The organism is Paenibacillus sp. 01L418, from assembly GCF_056400045.1.
The window spans coordinates 1-15,755 of the sequence record NZ_JBFTSN010000055.1 but is presented as its reverse complement, the minus strand read 5'-3'; the positions used below and the strand labels follow the sequence as shown (position 1 = coordinate 15,755).

Sequence of the window (15,755 nt, the reverse complement as noted above, 5' to 3'; positions counted from 1 at the left end):
TAACTAATTTAGGAGCAGCAATCGCTCCATGAGGTTAATCATTTATGTTATTAACAGCTGCAGCTTTTGTCTGATTCTTCGTTAACTGGTGTTGGGTAGTCATTATCGAAGCAAGCTAGACACATGCCGCGATTATAAGCCCCATCATTGCCGCCAACAGACTCAACAAAACCTTCGTTGCTTATAAAAGATAATGAATCAGCATTAATTTGCTTGCGGATTTCCTCTACTGTCCTTGAAGAAGCAATGAGCTCTTTGCGGTCAGGAGTATCAATTCCGTAGTAGCATGGGTTTTTGAAAGGCGGCGATGTGATGCGCACATGCACCTCAGTCGCTCCCGCTTCACGAAGCAGGTTTACGATCCGCAGCGATGTTGTGCCCCGAACGATTGAATCATCAATCATAACGACACGTTTGCCTTCCACCACTTTACGAACGGCAGACAGCTTCATTTTTACACCCTTCTCGCGAAGCTCTTGAGAAGGCTGGATGAATGTCCGGCCGGTATATTTGTTTTTGATAAGGCCAAGCTCGTATGGAATACCGGTTTGCTCCGCGTATCCAATTGCTGCTGAAATACTCGAATCCGGCACACCCGTTACGATATCCGCATCAACAAAAGATTCGGAAGCAAGCTGGCGACCCATCCGTTTGCGGGCCATATGAATATTAATGCCATTGATATCACTATCAGGACGGGCAAAATAAATATACTCCATCGCACAAGTTGCGCGGCGGTCAACCTCCGCGTAACGTTCCTCGCGCATGCCGTCTGCATCAAGAATTAGCAATTCACCAGGCTGTACATCACGCTCATACACGGCACCAATTGTCTCGAATGCACACGACTCCGACGAGAATACATAACCTTCGCCAATACGGCCCATAACAAGCGGACGAAGAGCATGCGGATCAGCTGCAACGAGCAGCTTGTCGTTTGTCATAATCAAGAAAGCAAATCCGCCAACGATGCGCTGCAGTGCTTCCTTCGCAGCCGTCTCGAAATCCTTCGATGAACGTGCAATAAGATGCGCGATAACTTCCGTGTCGCTGGACGTTTGGAAGATCGAGCCCGACATCTCAAGCTCACGGCGAATTTCCGGCGCATTCACGATATTGCCGTTTGTAGCAACAGCAAGGTCACCGTCGCGATAGCGGAAAATAAGCGGCTGTGCGTTCGCAAGCTTACTTTCTCCCGCTGTCGAATAACGTACGTGGCCGATAGAGCGATCCCCGGCAAGCATATCGAGATTTTCCTTGTTGAATACTTCTTTTACGAGACCCATACCACGGTGATAAGCGAACTTATTGCCATTTTTCGTATCAACCGTACAGATTCCCGCACTTTCCTCACCGCGATGCTGAAGCGCATGAAGACCATAATAGGACAGGTTGGACGCTTCGGGGAGATTAAAAACCCCGAAAACGCCACATTCCTCACGCAATTTATCAAACATATCGTCACGGCCAATACCTTCGTTATAGTGGTCGCCCGTCCATAACAAAGGTTCCTGTCTTATTTGTTCATCAGACATGGAATCGCATCCTTCCAGACCTTCTCCAGTTGTGTTACCGGCGCCTGAATGCCGGATTTTCCGTTTACGCTTATGGTCAGGCTGCTGCCTTTAACGTTACCAACTTGTGCATGAACAACGCCTTGCTCTGTAAGCCATGCTTGCAATGCCGCTGCTTGATCCGGCTTAGCCGACAGCAAGATACGGGATTGCGATTCGCTGAACAATAGGTGATCAGCACGTAGATCAGATGACAATGCCACTTCTGCGCCTAGACGACCGCTAATGCATGATTCTGCAACAGCTACCGCAATACCGCCTTCGGACAAGTCATGAGCCGATGCTACGAGACCTTTTTGAATCGCGCCAAGGACAGCATCCAGAACCTTCTTCTCTGTAGCAAGATCGATTTCTGGAGGACGGCCAGCAGCAGCGCCTTGCGTAACGTACTGGAATTCACTTCCGCCCATTTCCGCTTTTGTTTCGCCTACGAGAATAATAACATCACCCTCAGCTTTGAAGCCTTGCGTTGTGATGTGATCGATATCGTGTACAAGACCAACCATACCGATTACTGGTGTCGGGTAAATAGCACCCTTAGCGTTCTCATTGTACAAGCTTACGTTACCGCCGATAACCGGTGTGTTAAGCACGACGCAAGCCTCGGACATCCCATCTGCCGATTTCTCAAGCTGCCAGAATACTTCTGGCTTCTCAGGGTTACCGAAGTTAAGGTTGTCAGTTACAGCAAGCGGCTCAGCGCCTGAGCACACGATATTACGAGCAGCTTCTGCCACCGCAATGCGTCCGCCTACTTCTGGATCTAGATATACGTAACGTCCGTTGCAATCCGTTGTCATCGCAAGCGCTTTGCGCGTGCCGCGAATCGTTACGACTGCCGCATCGGAGCCTGGCTGAACAGCTGTCGATGTACGAACCATGTAGTCATATTGATTGTAAACCCACTCTTTGCTAGCAACTGTCGGGGAAGCAAGAACCTTCTCCAGCGCGCCAGTCAAATCCGTTACTTCATCATATGCCGATGTATCTACAGCGGCATTCTCGCTGTAATATGCAGGCTCTTTGGATGGTTTATCGTATACAGGGCACTCGTCAACGAGCGCTTTAACCGGCATATCGGCAACCTCTTGGCCTTGGTGGAACAAACGAAGACGACCGTCATCCGTTACTTTACCTACTTTGGCGCAAATAATGCCCCAACGATCAAAGATTTCCTTCGCTTGCGCTTCATGCTGCGGCTCTACGACGAAGAGCATACGCTCTTGCGACTCCGAAAGCATCATTTCATAAGGCGTCATGCCTGTTTCACGCTGCGGTACCTCGTCAAGGTAAAGCTCAAGGCCGTTGCCAGCTTTCGAAGCCATCTCAGCACTGGAGCAAGTAAGACCCGCTGCGCCCATGTCTTGAATACCAAGAACGATACCGGAGTTGATAAGCTCAAGCGTCGCTTCCATAACCAGCTTCTCCATGAATGGATCGCCGACTTGAACAGCTGTACGTTTTTCTTCTGATTCCTCGGAAAGCTCAACCGATGCAAAAGTAGCACCGTGAATACCGTCGCGGCCAGTAGCAGGACCAACGTAGAATACCGGGTTGCCTACCCCTTTTGCGACACCGCGCTGAATTTTATCATGATCGATTAGACCTACGCACATCGCGTTAACGAGCGGATTGCCCTCGTAGCTCTCATCGAACATAACCTCGCCCGCAACTGTCGGAATACCAATACAGTTACCGTAGCCAGCAATTCCGCTAACGACGTGCTCAAACAAATATTTAACGCGCTCATTTTCAAGACGGCCAAAACGCAAGCTGTTCAGCAATGCGATTGGGCGTGCGCCCATGGAGAAAATGTCGCGGATAATGCCGCCTACGCCAGTGGCAGCGCCTTGATAAGGCTCAACCGCTGATGGATGGTTATGCGATTCGATTTTGAATACAACCGCTTGGTTGTCGCCAATATCGACGATACCCGCGCCTTCGCCCGGTCCCATGAGAACGCGAGGTCCTGTGATCGGGAATTTTTTCAAAATAGGCTTGGAGTTTTTGTAAGAGCAATGTTCTGACCACATAACGCTGAATACGCCGATCTCCGTGTAGTTTGGCTTACGGCCAAGAAAGCCGCAAATGAGCTCAAATTCATAATCGGATACACCAAACTGGCTGTAAATTTTTTGCTCGGCAATTTGCTCCGCTGTCGGTTCCTTAGCTGTTAACTGCTGCGCCATGTTGTTCCCTCCATGCATTCAAAATCGATGTAAACATCCGTTTGCCGTCTTCCGAGCCAAGCAATTGATCAACTGCACGCTCTGGATGCGGCATCATGCCTACTACGTTACCTGTTTTGTTGCTAATGCCCGCAATGTTCTCTACAGAACCGTTCGGATTTGTGTCGCCCGCATAGCGGAAAATAATTTGATCGTTCGCTTTAAGCTCAGCAAGCGTTGCGTCGTCGCAATAGTAGTTGCCTTCGCCGTGTGCGATTGGAATATTTATAATTTCACCTTGCGAATATTGGTTGGTAAAAGCTGTGTTGTTGTTTACCACTTCAAGCGGCGCTTGATGGCAGCGGAACTTCAGTCCGTTGTTGCGAATCAAGGCGCCTGGCAGAAGGCCAGCCTCCGTCAAGATTTGGAATCCGTTGCAAATGCCTAGAATATATTTGCCTGCTTCGGCTGCTTTTTGAACTTCCGCCATAACAGCAGCGAATTGCGCAATTGCGCCGCAGCGCAGGTAATCGCCGTAGGAGAAGCCTCCAGGTACTAGAATCGCATCATAAGAAGACAAGTCTGTAGCTGTGTGCCATACGTAGTCAACCGACTGGCCGATCGTGTCTTCGACTGCTTTGTAGCAATCGATGTCACAGTTGGAGCCTGGAAATACAAGTACTGCAAACTTCATCGCCCTATCCCTCCAGCTCAAAACGGAAATCTTCTACAACCGTGTTCGCAAACAGCTTCTCGCACATAGCTTTAATGCGTACTTCCGCTTCTGCGTGGTCAGTCGTATCAAGCTCAAGCTCCAAATATTTGCCGATGCGTACTTTTTCGACTTCAGAGAAACCAAGTGTGTGAAGCGCTCCTTGTACAGCGGTTCCTTGTGGATCCAAAACGTTTTGCTTGATAGTGACGTAGACGGTTGCCTTCATAATAGCCTCCTGAAAATGTGGGTTTTTTCTCGCAGCAGATTTTCGTCAAAATGTGATTGCCGCTCGGGCGTGGGAGTTATTGCTTACGCCGCTTTCGAAGCCGAGAAATTCTGATTACACGCTTTGCGGTAATTTCCCGGCTTCAAGAAGCGATCGCTGTCGCTCTCCAGCAACAACTTCCCGCTCTCCGAGCTCACACACTTTGAGATAAAACCTTTGCGAGGGTGGTCGGTGAAGCGTTTGTTTGGCGGCCGCGCTCTCGCTGGCCACCATGATTATTGTGATTGGCCTGTGCTTATGCTGCCTGTCAGTAATGCATTTGCAGCCCTGCGCTTTCGCGCTCAGGCTTATGGGGTGCAGCAGCGCTCTCGCTGACTGCCTGCCTTAGCGGCATGCGCTTCCGCGCCCCTATGTCAGCGTCATCGCTCTCGCTCAACGTTGTTAAAGTCATTCCATTCGGCTTTCAGCGGCGGATTTTAATATAACGGGAATTCCTACCGTTAAATCAAGCCTAAAAGCTAATTTGCTGCGATTAGCGGGAATTTTGGGCGTTAATTTTACTAATTTCGACGTCCTAGCTCGATTTTGCAGCATTTAACGCCTGTTTTTCCCGTTAATCCAACTATTAAAGCTAGTTTGCTGCGATTAGCGGGAACTTTGGGCGTTATTTGCAGAAACTTCGGCGTCCTAGCTCGATTTCACAGCATTTAACGCCCTTTTTTCTGTTGATCCTACTCTTAAAGCTACTTTGCTGCGAATAGCGGGAATTTTGGGCGTTAATTGCATCAATTTCGGCGTCCTAGCTCGATTTCGCAGCATTTAACGCCCGTTTTCCCGTTCTTCACTAAGCTAACAAAGCTTCCTACAGCTCTACGCCAGTAAGACGGCGGTAGATATCGCGGTAGCGGGACGTTGTTTCAGCTACTACGGAATCCGGCAGCGGTGCTGGCTTGCTGTCGCGATCCCAATCTGAGCCTAGCAAGTACGTGCGAACCGGCTCTTTGTCCATGCTGTCGATCTCGATATCCAGCGCATAATTGCCTTCCGCCCAGAAGCGGGAGGAGTCAGGCGTGAAGATTTCGTCGATCAAGATCACTTTGCCGTCGATGAGTCCAAACTCGAATTTGCAATCGGCAAGGATGATGCCATGCTCTGCGCAATAGCCATGAGCGTATTCGTACAGCTTGATGCTGCGGTCACGAAGCTCCTCGGCAAGCTCAGCACCGACCATTTCAGCCATTTTCTCAAATGGGATGTCCTCATCGTGACCAACGTCGTTTTTCGCTGCCGGCGTAAAAATTGGAGCAGGAAAACGTTCGTTTTTGCGGAGGCCCGCTGGAAGCTCTATACCGTTAATCGCTGACGTTTGCTGATACTGTCTCCAGCCGCCGCCAGTGATATAGCCGCGAACCACACATTCGATATCGATGCGCTCCGCTTTGCGGGTAACCATAATCCGGTTTTTGAGCAGCTCCGGCTCGGTTACGAGACCGCCAAGCTTCTCCACATCGGTATGAACGACGTGGTTCACTTGAATGTCAGCGGTTTGCTCGAACCAGTAAGCGGACAAACGGTTCAGCACATTGCCCTTGTCCGGCACTGCCGGGTCAAGCACGTAGTCGAATGCGGAAATGCGGTCGGTTACGACGATGAGGAAATGCTCGCCCAGATCGTACAGCTCACGAACCTTTCCTTTGTAAATCAGCGGAGCTTTAATATAATCGACAGCTGTCGATAGAGCTTGCGATGGTGCAGTCATCAGGCCAGCCTCCCCTTAAATCAATCCAAGACGTGTAAAAATCGTATCAACATGCTTTAGATGCCAAGCTGGATCGAAGCAATCATCGATTTCTTCTGTCGTCARCACGCTTGTAATTTCCTCTGTCTCACCAATGAGTTCGCGGAATTGACGTTTTGTTTCCCATGCCTGCATTGCACGCGGTTGAACCGTGTCATAAGCTTTCTCACGACTGAAGCCTTTGTCGATCAGCTTCGTCAATACGCGGCCAGAGAATGGCACGCCATATGTCGCTTGCATGTTGCGCTTCATGTTTTCCGGGAACACGGTCAGGTTGTTGATGATGTTGCCCAAACGGTTCAGCATGTAGTTAAGCAGCATCGTTGCATCCGGCAAAATAATACGTTCAACAGACGAGTGGCTAATATCGCGTTCATGCCAAAGGGCAATGTTCTCGTAAGCTGTAACCATATGTCCGCGAATAACGCGGGACAAACCGGAAATGTTCTCGCAGCCGATTGGATTGCGTTTGTGCGGCATTGCGGATGAACCTTTTTGACCTTTTGCGAACGCTTCTTCTACTTCACGGAACTCACTCTTCTGCAAAGCGCGAATTTCAGTTGCAAACTTATCAAGCGAAGAGGCTACGAGTGCAAGAGTCGCCATATATTCAGCGTGACGGTCACGCTGCAGCGTTTGTGTTGAGATTGGAGCTGCGGTAATGCCAAGCTTCTTGCATACAAATTCTTCAACAAAAGGATCGATATCTGCGAATGTACCTACCGCACCGGACATTTTACCGAACTGCACGTTGTTCGCAGCATGGTGGAAACGCTCCAGGTTACGCTTCATTTCCTCATACCAAAGCGCCATTTTCAGACCAAAGGTTGTTGGTTGCGCGTGTACGCCATGCGTACGGCCCATCATCGGCGTATCCTTGTATTGCAATGCTTTGTTCTTAAGAATTTCGATAAAACGTTCGATATCTTTCACAAGAATCGCGTTAGCTTGAAGAAGCAAATAACCGATAGCTGTATCTACAACGTCCGTAGAAGTAAGGCCGTAATGCACCCATTTGCCTTCAGGGCCTGCTTTCTCAGATACGGCGCGTGTAAACGCGATAACGTCATGACGAGTGTCCTGCTCAATTTCATAAATCCGATCGATATCGAAATCAGCTGATGCGCGAAGCGCGACAACGTCTTCCTTCGGAATAACGCCTAGCTCAGACCAAGCCTCGCATGCGCAAAGCTCAACTTCCAGCCATGCTCTGAATTTATTTTCCTCTGTCCAAATAGCTCTCATTTCCGGTCTGCTGTAACGATCTAACATGATTGCTTCACACCTTCCAAATAGTTGTTTCTTCGATCCAGCTAAGCGCAGCATCCGTCGTTTCTGCCAAAACATTGACATGGCCCATCTTCCGCTTCACAACAGCTTCCTTTTTCCCGTACAAATGCAATTTCGGAGCGACATTCAAGCGCTTAGCCGCTTCATCCGCGCGAGCTGTGAGCTCTAGAAGCGGTGCGACATGCTCACCCAGCACGTTCACCATAACAACAGGACTCATAAGCGTCGTATCTCCGAGCGGCAGATTGCATACCGCGCGTACATGCTGCTCGAACTGTGACGTTCGGCAGGCTTCCATCGTGTAGTGACCGCTGTTATGCGGGCGTGGTGCAAGCTCATTTACGAACAGCTCACCATCCGCTGTAACGAACAGCTCTACTGCAATTAGACCAACTACGCCTAATCCCTCAGCGATACGCTCTGCAAGCCGTTCTGCTTGCTGCTGCAAATCCTCCGTAATTCTTGCTGGCACGATAGACAAATGCAATATATTATCGACGTGTATGTTTTCCGCGACAGGGAAAACCTTGATCTCACCCTGCGGACTTCTCGCCGCTATAACTGATATTTCCTTATCAAAACGAATGAACTGCTCAAGCACCAGTTGGACGCGCGCTCGTGCTAAGGTCTCATACGCTTCTTCTATTTCGCTTTCGCTGCGAATGACCCATTGGCCTTTGCCATCGTAACCGCCCATAGCTGTTTTCAATACGCAAGGTGTTCCAAAGGCGGTAACAGCCTCGCGCAGCTCGTCTGCGCTGCGAATCTCGCGGTAAGGGGCAACACGTACGCCAGCTGCTTCAATCGCCCGCTTCTCGCGAAGCCGATGCTGCGTTGTATACAGCAGCTCACTTCCCTGCGGCACATAAGACTCTGCCATCAGCATCGCCGCTACATCTGCATCCACATTCTCGAATTCGTATGTGATGACGTCCGATCGTTTTGCAAGCTCCCTCGCTGCATCGTGATTGTCGTAAGCTGCGACGATTTGCTCTGCTACTTGTCCAGTCGGAGCATCCGGCGTTGGATCAAGAGCAATGAAGCGATACCCCATCGCGCTGCCTGCATTCGCCATCATTCGTCCAAGCTGCCCGCCGCCTAATATGCCGATCGTACTGCCTGGCAACAGCGTCTGGATCGTTTGCTTGTCCGTTTTTTGACTCATAACGTCTCACTGCTTTCCAGCACTTCCTGCTTTACACGCTCGCGACGTGCGATTACACGCGCTTGCACCTCGGGATCAAACGCTCCCAGCATTTGTGCCGCGAGCAGTCCAGCATTCGTTCCGCCTGCGTTGCCAATGGCTACCGTAGCTACTGGAATGCCGCCAGGCATTTGAACGATAGAGAGCAAGGAATCAAGTCCGCTCAAATTCGAGGACTTCACGGGAACGCCAATAACCGGCAAAATCGTCTTAGCAGCGACCATGCCGGGCAAATGTGCAGCTCCGCCGGCTCCGGCAATAATTACCTTAAGCCCTCGTTCTACTGCAGTTTCTGCATACTCGAACATTAAATCCGGTGTCCGATGCGCGGAAACGACTTTTTTCTCATAAGGAATTTGCAATTCCTCTAGTACGTCGCAGGCTAATTTCATTGTGTCCCAATCCGATTTGCTGCCCATGATGACGCCAACCTTCGCAGACATGCGTTCAAACCCACTTTCATCTATAAGATAATTAATGATCAAGCATCCTATAAAACAACACATCCAAAATAGAAAAGGCCCTTCAGCAGCCATAAGAATGGGGATGCCGCAGGACCGGAGCGGAAGCACAGACCGGTATTCATGCGAATCCATGGCCAATCAAGCTTCACTTCAATGAGGACGAGACAAATCGTGCTGCAGAGCCGAAAAGACAACAGAAGGCTGCCCCGTAAAGGAGGCAACCAGTGTCCAACTAACAAGGCACTTTGCAGACTTGCATTTGCTTTATGGCGATCCGAAACCTTACGATTCGATATCGCTTATCGTCTCATTTTGCTCGTAGTCCGAAAATTAAGGTTCTCGGGTAGAAACATTCAGGCCTGATCCCGAATATATACGAGTAAACTTTAAATGAAATAGTAGGAAGACAAACAAACAGCAATACGTTCCAGCGGACAATTCCGCCTCAAACCTATTCTAGTTTATCTAATCCCCAAACCACTGTCAATGAAATACGAACATTAAAAGAGAATGTTTTATAAAGGTTCGTTTTTTTGAACAAAATAATCGGAAATCCCGTATGAAATAACCATATTTAGGTGTATCGCACCTGATCATTCCCTAAACTTACCTTCTTTACTATTCTGTACAACCCCCATTCGTATTGGCTTTCGTACTTTTTCTTTGGCCTCTTCCTTATCATTCCCATTTCTCCGTCTGCCTTAAGCGAACGGATTGTCATTTCCCATTCGAATGCGAGAGCCATTTAATGAATACATTATAAAAGAGTCTTTTCTTAGCATTCAGGCAGGCACCGCAGCCGAGACCGCAATAGCTAATCATTTTAAAAAGGAGGCTCGAATAGGGTGCATATTCATGTCGTGCAAAAAGGAGATTCCATCTATAAGCTTTCTCAAATATACGATTTGTCGATAAACGATATCACAGATGCAAACGGCCTTAGCGACCCAAACGTACTCGTTATTGGTCAGGCGCTTATTATTCCAACTGATGCAAGCACTCATAAAGTACATTACGGTGAATCGCTCTGGCTAATCGCCCAGCGATATGGCGTTACACTGCAGGAGCTCGCGAAAATAAACAAAATCTCTAATCCCGCCCTTATTTACCCGGGGCAAACACTCGTTATTCCTCAAACCGTGCGGCCAACAATTGAAGTAAACGCCTATACACAGAAATTTGACGCTGCCGGTGTTCGTTTAATTGAGGACATTGGCCAACATCTAACCTATTTAAACCCATTCAGTTACCGTGTACAGGCTGACGGTACTTTTACGCTTTTAGATGATTCAGCTATTATAAATGCAGCCTACCAGACACAAACAACGCCTATGATGGTTCTAACTAATTTCGAAAACGGCACATTCAGTCCTGATACTGCCCATGCGGTGCTCGCCGATGCCGGGCTTCAACAAAAACTCATATCGAGCATTCTCATTATGATGAAGCAGAAAGGTTATCTAGCGCTCAATGTTGATTTCGAATATGTTCCGCCTGCCGATCGTGAGTTATTTCAACATTTTATTCAAAATCTCGTCGACAGCCTGCACCCGGAAAATTATCTCGTATCCGTTTGCCTCGCGCCCAAGCTGAATGCCGACCAAGCAGGCACACTATATGAAGCGCATGATTACCAGGCTCTAGGCCGCATTGCCGATTTTGTTATTCTCATGACCTATGAATGGGGCTGGTCGGGCGGGCCGCCGCGAGCCGTCGCTCCGCTGAACGAGGTCAACAAGGTGCTGCAATATGCCCTCAGCGTTATTCCTCCCCAAAAAATCGTAATGGGCATGCCTTTGTATGGCTACGATTGGACACTTCCCTACGTCCAAGGCGGAAAGTGGGCACCGACGATCAGTCCGCATGAAGCGGTAATTCGTGCGAATACTTACGGAGCCACTATTCAATATGATGATGAGGGACAATCACCTTACTATAACTATTACGACAAGGAAGGCCGAGAGCATGTGGTCTGGTATGAGGATGCACGCAGCGTTCAAGCCAAATTCAATCTTGTCAAAATATATAAGCTTCGCGGCATCGGCTATTGGGTGCTCGGCGTACCGTTCCCGCAAAACTGGTATGTGCTGCAAGCCAATTTTAAAGTGAAAAAGCTCATATAATTAATGATTTAATACAGATAAAAAGAAGGGCCGTATCGTTCGGCATAATCGAACGGTACGGCCTTCTTTTTTATTTATTAAACCAACCACACCGTTTTTGCAGTGGCAGGTACACGCTGCGGCTCTGGAGCCGTCATATCCGGATAACCTAGGTAAATAAAACCTACGATTTGATCTTGTTCACGCAGGCCGAATGTTTCTCTCATAATCGGGTGGTACATTGGATCGCCCGAACGCCATATCGCCCCAAGTCCATTCGCATGTGCTGAAAGCAGCAAATTTTGCACCGCTGCTTGAGCAGCAGCAAGCTCCTCTGCCAGTACAGCACGCGGATCATCCGACGGTGAGCATACTGCCGCAATAACGACTGGGGCACGGAATGCTTTGGTACGTTCTTTAGCCAAACGATCTTCAAGCGGCTGTCCGCTCAGCTCAGGAACAGCGGCCGCGGATACACGCGCATATCCTTCTGCAAGCCGCCCTCTGCCTTCACCCGTCATCACAATAAATGACCAAGGCTGCGTATTATGATGGCTAGGCGCCCAAACAGCTGCATCCAACAACCGTTCAATAAGTGCACGGTCAACAGGGTCCTTCTTCACTCTTCCAATCGTTCTTCTCGTGCGAATCGCTTCTTCTATGTTCATTTCAGCTTCTCCTCCACCCAAATGTCTATAATAAGATGCTTAAAAGCTTATTGCTCAAACAGATGCAAATATTCGCCGTATCCTTCTTCCTCCAGCTTATCCTTGCCGATAAAACGCAGTGAGGCGGAATTGATGCAATAACGAAGCCCCGTCGGCTGCGGTCCATCATCAAATACATGACCGAGATGAGAATCGCCCTCTTTGCTGCGAACCTCGACCCGTACCATATAATGCGAGGAGTCCGTATGCTCAGAAACAGCTGCTGCTTGCAACGGCTTCGTGAAGCTCGGCCAACCGCAGCCAGCATCGTACTTATCGCGGGAGCTGAACAGCGGCTCTCCAGAAACGATATCTACATAAATGCCATCCTCGGTGTGATCCCAATACTCCCCTGTGAATGGACGTTCTGTTCCACTGTTTTGTGTGACCTCATACTGGATCGGCGTAAGACGCTGCTTCAATTCTGCAGGGTCTTTCTTAATCGCCCAGTTTTGTGAAATAAAAGCGTCGCGGCCAGAGCCTTTACGATACATTTTGTAACGATACGGATTCGATTTGTGATAGCCCTGGTGATAGTCCTCTGCCGGATAAAAAGCTTGTGCCGGTTCGATTTCCGTTACGATTGGCCGGTCGAAGCGACCGCTAGCTTCAAGCTCTTGTCTAGAAGCTTCCGCCAGCTCGCGCTGCTCTTCATCATAATAATAAATACCTGTCCGATAAGATTCCCCGCGATCATGGAACTGACCGCCTGCATCCGTAGGGTCGATTTGCTTCCAGAAAATATCAAGCAGCTTCTCATAAGGGAAGATCGCAGGATCATACGTAATTTGTACCGCTTCCGCATGACCTGTCGTCTCCGAGCATACTTCCTGATACGTTGGGTTTACCGTATGTCCACCCGTATATCCGGATACGACCGATATAATTCCCGGCATTTCCTCGAATGGCGATACCATGCACCAGAAGCAGCCTCCTGCGAACATTGCTTTTGCTTCTTTTCGGCTCGCGCCGTTATTTGTAATTGGTTGATCCATGCTGATCATCCTCCTAGTTGGTTCAAATGATAATGAATCTCTATTATACAATACTAGGTGGGCTAACAACAAAAAAAGGAGGAAACATCGCTTGGCAGCGACGTTTCCTCCTTCTATTGGTTATTTAAAGTCCGAGCCTGGAAAAAATACGAATAAGATCGGTAATGAGCTTGCGCCCGGTGATGAATACTGAATCGTTACTTCTGGCGCAGGCTGCATGCCAGCTGCTCCAGCGGGTTGATTCGGTTGCGTATAGATCAATGCGCCTTCGCCTACCTTCACATGACCGCCTGAAGGGACGTACACCACTTTTCCATTTACACTAACTGCGCCTTGGAAAATTCCCGCTCGAGGATTAAGAATAATCCGTGTTCCCCAAGCGACATTTTTGAGCTTGACCGTCGTTACGGCACCATATTCCCCGCCGTTAATTGTCATTCCGCCTGTCAATGCATCTACACCTGCCATAGCAGGGCCACGTTGACCTAAGCGCAGCTTGCTTTCTGTAACGCCAACCTTCTCATTCACTTCAATATATTGATCGGTATCGAAGAACTTGCCGCGATTTCCGACCTTCTCCAGCTCAGTAACCATAGACACTGCACTAATCGGGTCGGTGTCTACTTTAAGCGCCATCGTGGAAAATGTCAGCTTACCGTCCATGTCGACATCAAGCAAGCCCGAGAAACCTTCGTCTGGATTCATAATAATTTTCTCAAGCTCCGGCAGCAGCACAGCGGAAGTGCCAGGCTCAATAATCATCTCGCGCGGCTGTGAGCTTGCAAAATATCTAGCCACTGCAGCCGATCCAAATTGCATTGCACTAACGCTTGGTCCAGCAAGGCCGCGATTGCCAATCGTCAGCTTTACGCTTTCGCTTTCGTTATTCGTAACCACAACCGCCAGCTTCAATCGCTCGTCTGAGCCGTTGCGGTGATGAAGGAATAAACGACTTGCATCATTCAAAGTATCTTCGTACAGCAAACCTTCTCCAAAGAAACGCTCCGGCGCATTCGACATATACAATGTGCGGCCGCCTTTGGATTCAATCGTATCCACCTCTTTGAAGGTGTTCATTAGTTTCCCGTCAACTTCAAATTTATCGCCCGGGTTACCATAACGCATGTAGTATTCATAAGGCGTATACATAACCTCTTCTGTTACACGAATATCTTGAGACACGACTTCACTTCGTGCGCCATCGTTGTCGTAGACACTTTGAGTAACGGTATAAACACCTGGCTCAAAATATGTACTTTTACGACCGGTCCACTCTGTCTTCACGATTTTACCATCAGGGTCATAGCTCAAATCCTTAAATTCGATTGGCTCCCCGAGCTTCACCTCATACGGAGCTTCGAAGCGGGCTACTGGCGGCACGTTTGGCTCCGGCTGAATGGTTATGCTAATTTGCTTAAGCTGTGCATTAAACACATATGTCGCATTCCACAGCAGCTTGACTGCTGATAAAGGCACATGCATCGTTCCATTAATTTGTGTAGCTGCATTAGGCAATACAACGTAGCTTCCGTTGCGATTCGCACCGCGCATATTATTGTTCAGTGTAACTTTGTTGAAATACGTATCGATATGAGTGCCTTTACTATCAGCATAAACGCTTGCTCCAACGGAAGCAGCAATCGTCCGAACAGGAATCATTGTAACTCCCTTTACTACCGGCAGCGGCGCCGTCATTTGCTGCGCCTTGCCGTTTATCGTCATTTTTTTCGAACCATGCACAAACTCTACCTTTATCGGCTGACGCTCAGCTGCATTAACTTCCTCCTTCACTCCAAATCCAGTACCTGCCAGCGAAACGAGTAAGCCTGCTATGAGAACTCGCTTAGTCATTTGCTTAAACCAATTCTGTGTTTTCATCTTGTTCTCCTTCCAATTTGCGGCATCGGCTGCCGCATCCCTTATGGTTAGACGCCGAAAGGAGGGAGAATGTTCCGGTCCGATTTGAAATTTACAGGAAATTCCCATATATCGCAAAGGACATCTACGTTTGTCTTTGTTACAATAAGATGACATCCGCAACTATTTAGGAGCAATTGAAGTCTAATCTATGTACCCTTGCTAGCAGTTCGTTCATCCGATCTTTCGTGCAAGTGACTATCAAGAGAGGTGAATGAATAGAATGAGTGATTTGATTTTGGAACAACGCACTGCCAGCCAATTCGATAAGAAAACACGCAGAAAGAAAGGAAACCGTACCTTCCTTCTTTTTGTCTGCATATGGGTCATTATTATATGCTCCGGCATATTGGGCGCCAAATGGTATACCGAACGGATTCAGCAGACGTTATCCGCAAACTTGGAGCAGCAAACCGCTGGCCAAATTGCGGCTATGCAGCAAGCTTATGAGGCTCGCATGCTGAAGCTCGAAACCGACTACACCGCAGATCTTGCTGAGCTAAAGGCAAAAGTCGATGCGCTAAATGAACTGCTTACGTTCACGAAGGACAACGCCGCTTCCAAAACGGACAACAGCAACAAGCTGTATACGCAG

General features: G+C 48.7%; 14 protein-coding genes and 1 riboswitch. Of the genes, 3 read left to right on the top strand and 11 right to left on the bottom strand.

The features are described 5' to 3' along the window. Window positions 1-50: 50 nt before the first annotated feature. Genes purF through purS form a run of 4 tightly spaced genes read right to left on the bottom strand, consistent with a single transcriptional unit; the run spans window position 51 to window position 4,686 of the window. Window positions 51-1,535 carry an amidophosphoribosyltransferase gene (gene purF / locus AC1DSE_RS10375; protein ID WP_076271096.1) on the bottom strand — a complete coding sequence of 495 codons (1,485 nt, stop codon included), beginning with the start codon at window positions 1,533-1,535 and terminating at the stop codon, window positions 51-53. Beyond that, a complete protein-coding gene (purL, locus tag AC1DSE_RS10370; protein ID WP_339206949.1) occupies window positions 1,517-3,763 on the bottom strand; it encodes a phosphoribosylformylglycinamidine synthase subunit PurL in 2,247 nt (748 codons plus the stop codon). Before purL ends, purF begins: the two co-directional genes overlap by 19 nt. After that, the gene (purQ, locus tag AC1DSE_RS10365) at window positions 3,741-4,436 is read right to left on the bottom strand and encodes a phosphoribosylformylglycinamidine synthase subunit PurQ (protein WP_441907941.1); all 696 of its coding nucleotides are present in this window, start codon (window positions 4,434-4,436) and stop codon (window positions 3,741-3,743) included. The genes purL and purQ overlap by 23 nt, the downstream gene beginning before the upstream one ends. A 4-nt stretch (window positions 4,437-4,440) precedes the next feature. After that, window positions 4,441-4,686 (bottom strand): phosphoribosylformylglycinamidine synthase subunit PurS, encoded by a 246-nt coding sequence (gene purS, locus AC1DSE_RS10360; protein ID WP_477510499.1) that lies wholly within the window; start codon window positions 4,684-4,686, stop codon window positions 4,441-4,443. 228 nt (window positions 4,687-4,914) lie between these two features. On the opposite strand from purS, the gene AC1DSE_RS10355 reads away from it, so the two are divergent. Next, window positions 4,915-5,058: a hypothetical protein gene (locus AC1DSE_RS10355; RefSeq protein WP_477510457.1), complete on the top strand. Its 144-nt coding sequence runs from the start codon at window positions 4,915-4,917 to the stop codon at window positions 5,056-5,058. Window positions 5,059-5,545: 487 nt separating this feature from the next. Here AC1DSE_RS10355 and AC1DSE_RS10350 read toward each other — a convergent pair whose 3' ends face one another. The 4 genes from AC1DSE_RS10350 to purE are packed head-to-tail and all read right to left on the bottom strand — an operon-like array spanning window position 5,546 to window position 9,418. Then, window positions 5,546-6,442 (bottom strand): phosphoribosylaminoimidazolesuccinocarboxamide synthase, encoded by an 897-nt coding sequence (locus AC1DSE_RS10350; protein ID WP_076271099.1) that lies wholly within the window; start codon window positions 6,440-6,442, stop codon window positions 5,546-5,548. 15 nt (window positions 6,443-6,457) lie between these two features. Then, on the bottom strand, window positions 6,458-7,753 hold the full coding sequence (gene purB, locus AC1DSE_RS10345; RefSeq protein WP_076271100.1) for an adenylosuccinate lyase: 1,296 nt from the start codon (window positions 7,751-7,753) through the stop codon (window positions 6,458-6,460). 7 nt (window positions 7,754-7,760) lie between these two features. After that, window positions 7,761-8,936, bottom strand: a complete 1,176-nt coding sequence (gene purK, locus AC1DSE_RS10340; RefSeq protein WP_477510456.1) for a 5-(carboxyamino)imidazole ribonucleotide synthase — start codon at window positions 8,934-8,936, stop codon at window positions 7,761-7,763. Then, window positions 8,933-9,418, bottom strand: coding sequence for a 5-(carboxyamino)imidazole ribonucleotide mutase (purE, locus tag AC1DSE_RS10335; RefSeq protein ID WP_339206946.1), 486 nt, complete (start codon window positions 9,416-9,418; stop codon window positions 8,933-8,935). The genes purK and purE overlap by 4 nt, the downstream gene beginning before the upstream one ends. 320 nt (window positions 9,419-9,738) lie before the next feature. Then, window positions 9,739-9,838, bottom strand: a riboswitch (purine riboswitch). Window positions 9,839-10,284: 446 nt separating this feature from the next. Here purE and AC1DSE_RS10330 point away from each other — a divergent pair. Further along, window positions 10,285-11,562, top strand: a complete 1,278-nt coding sequence (locus AC1DSE_RS10330; RefSeq protein WP_477510455.1) for a LysM peptidoglycan-binding domain-containing protein — start codon at window positions 10,285-10,287, stop codon at window positions 11,560-11,562. Between the two features lie 77 nt (window positions 11,563-11,639). On the opposite strand, the gene AC1DSE_RS10325 is transcribed toward AC1DSE_RS10330, so the two are convergent. The 3 genes from AC1DSE_RS10325 to AC1DSE_RS10315 all read right to left on the bottom strand — a co-directional run bounded on the left by AC1DSE_RS10325 (window position 11,640) and on the right by AC1DSE_RS10315 (window position 15,121). After that, window positions 11,640-12,209, bottom strand: a complete 570-nt coding sequence (locus AC1DSE_RS10325; RefSeq protein WP_339206944.1) for a nitroreductase family protein — start codon at window positions 12,207-12,209, stop codon at window positions 11,640-11,642. A 47-nt stretch (window positions 12,210-12,256) separates the two neighbouring features. Beyond that, the gene (gene msrA / locus AC1DSE_RS10320; RefSeq protein WP_083682630.1) at window positions 12,257-13,243 is read right to left on the bottom strand and encodes a peptide-methionine (S)-S-oxide reductase MsrA; all 987 of its coding nucleotides are present in this window, start codon (window positions 13,241-13,243) and stop codon (window positions 12,257-12,259) included. Between the two features lie 120 nt (window positions 13,244-13,363). Then, window positions 13,364-15,121: a stalk domain-containing protein gene (locus AC1DSE_RS10315; protein WP_477510453.1), complete on the bottom strand. Its 1,758-nt coding sequence runs from the start codon at window positions 15,119-15,121 to the stop codon at window positions 13,364-13,366. A 262-nt stretch (window positions 15,122-15,383) separates the two neighbouring features. Between AC1DSE_RS10315 and AC1DSE_RS10310 the strand changes: the two genes are divergently transcribed. After that, on the top strand, window positions 15,384-15,755 hold a 372-nt coding region (locus AC1DSE_RS10310), incomplete at its 3' end, for a hypothetical protein (RefSeq protein WP_477527654.1).

Excerpts from the sequence above, each read along its gene's own strand:
- purE (WP_339206946.1), bottom strand. The coding sequence starts at position 9,418 with ATGTCTGCGAAGGTTGGCGTCATCATGGGCAGCAAATCGGATTGGGAC.
- purQ (WP_441907941.1), bottom strand. The coding sequence starts at position 4,436 with ATGAAGTTTGCAGTACTTGTATTTCCAGGCTCCAACTGTGACATCGAT.
- purK (WP_477510456.1), bottom strand. The coding sequence starts at position 8,936 with ATGAGTCAAAAAACGGACAAGCAAACGATCCAGACGCTGTTGCCAGGC.
- AC1DSE_RS10325 (WP_339206944.1), bottom strand. The coding sequence starts at position 12,209 with ATGAACATAGAAGAAGCGATTCGCACGAGAAGAACGATTGGAAGAGTG.
- purF (WP_076271096.1), bottom strand. The coding sequence starts at position 1,535 with ATGTCTGATGAACAAATAAGACAGGAACCTTTGTTATGGACGGGCGAC.
- purL (WP_339206949.1), bottom strand. The coding sequence starts at position 3,763 with ATGGCGCAGCAGTTAACAGCTAAGGAACCGACAGCGGAGCAAATTGCC.
- AC1DSE_RS10350 (WP_076271099.1), bottom strand. The coding sequence starts at position 6,442 with ATGACTGCACCATCGCAAGCTCTATCGACAGCTGTCGATTATATTAAA.
- AC1DSE_RS10315 (WP_477510453.1), bottom strand. The coding sequence starts at position 15,121 with ATGAAAACACAGAATTGGTTTAAGCAAATGACTAAGCGAGTTCTCATA.
- msrA (WP_083682630.1), bottom strand. The coding sequence starts at position 13,243 with ATGGATCAACCAATTACAAATAACGGCGCGAGCCGAAAAGAAGCAAAA.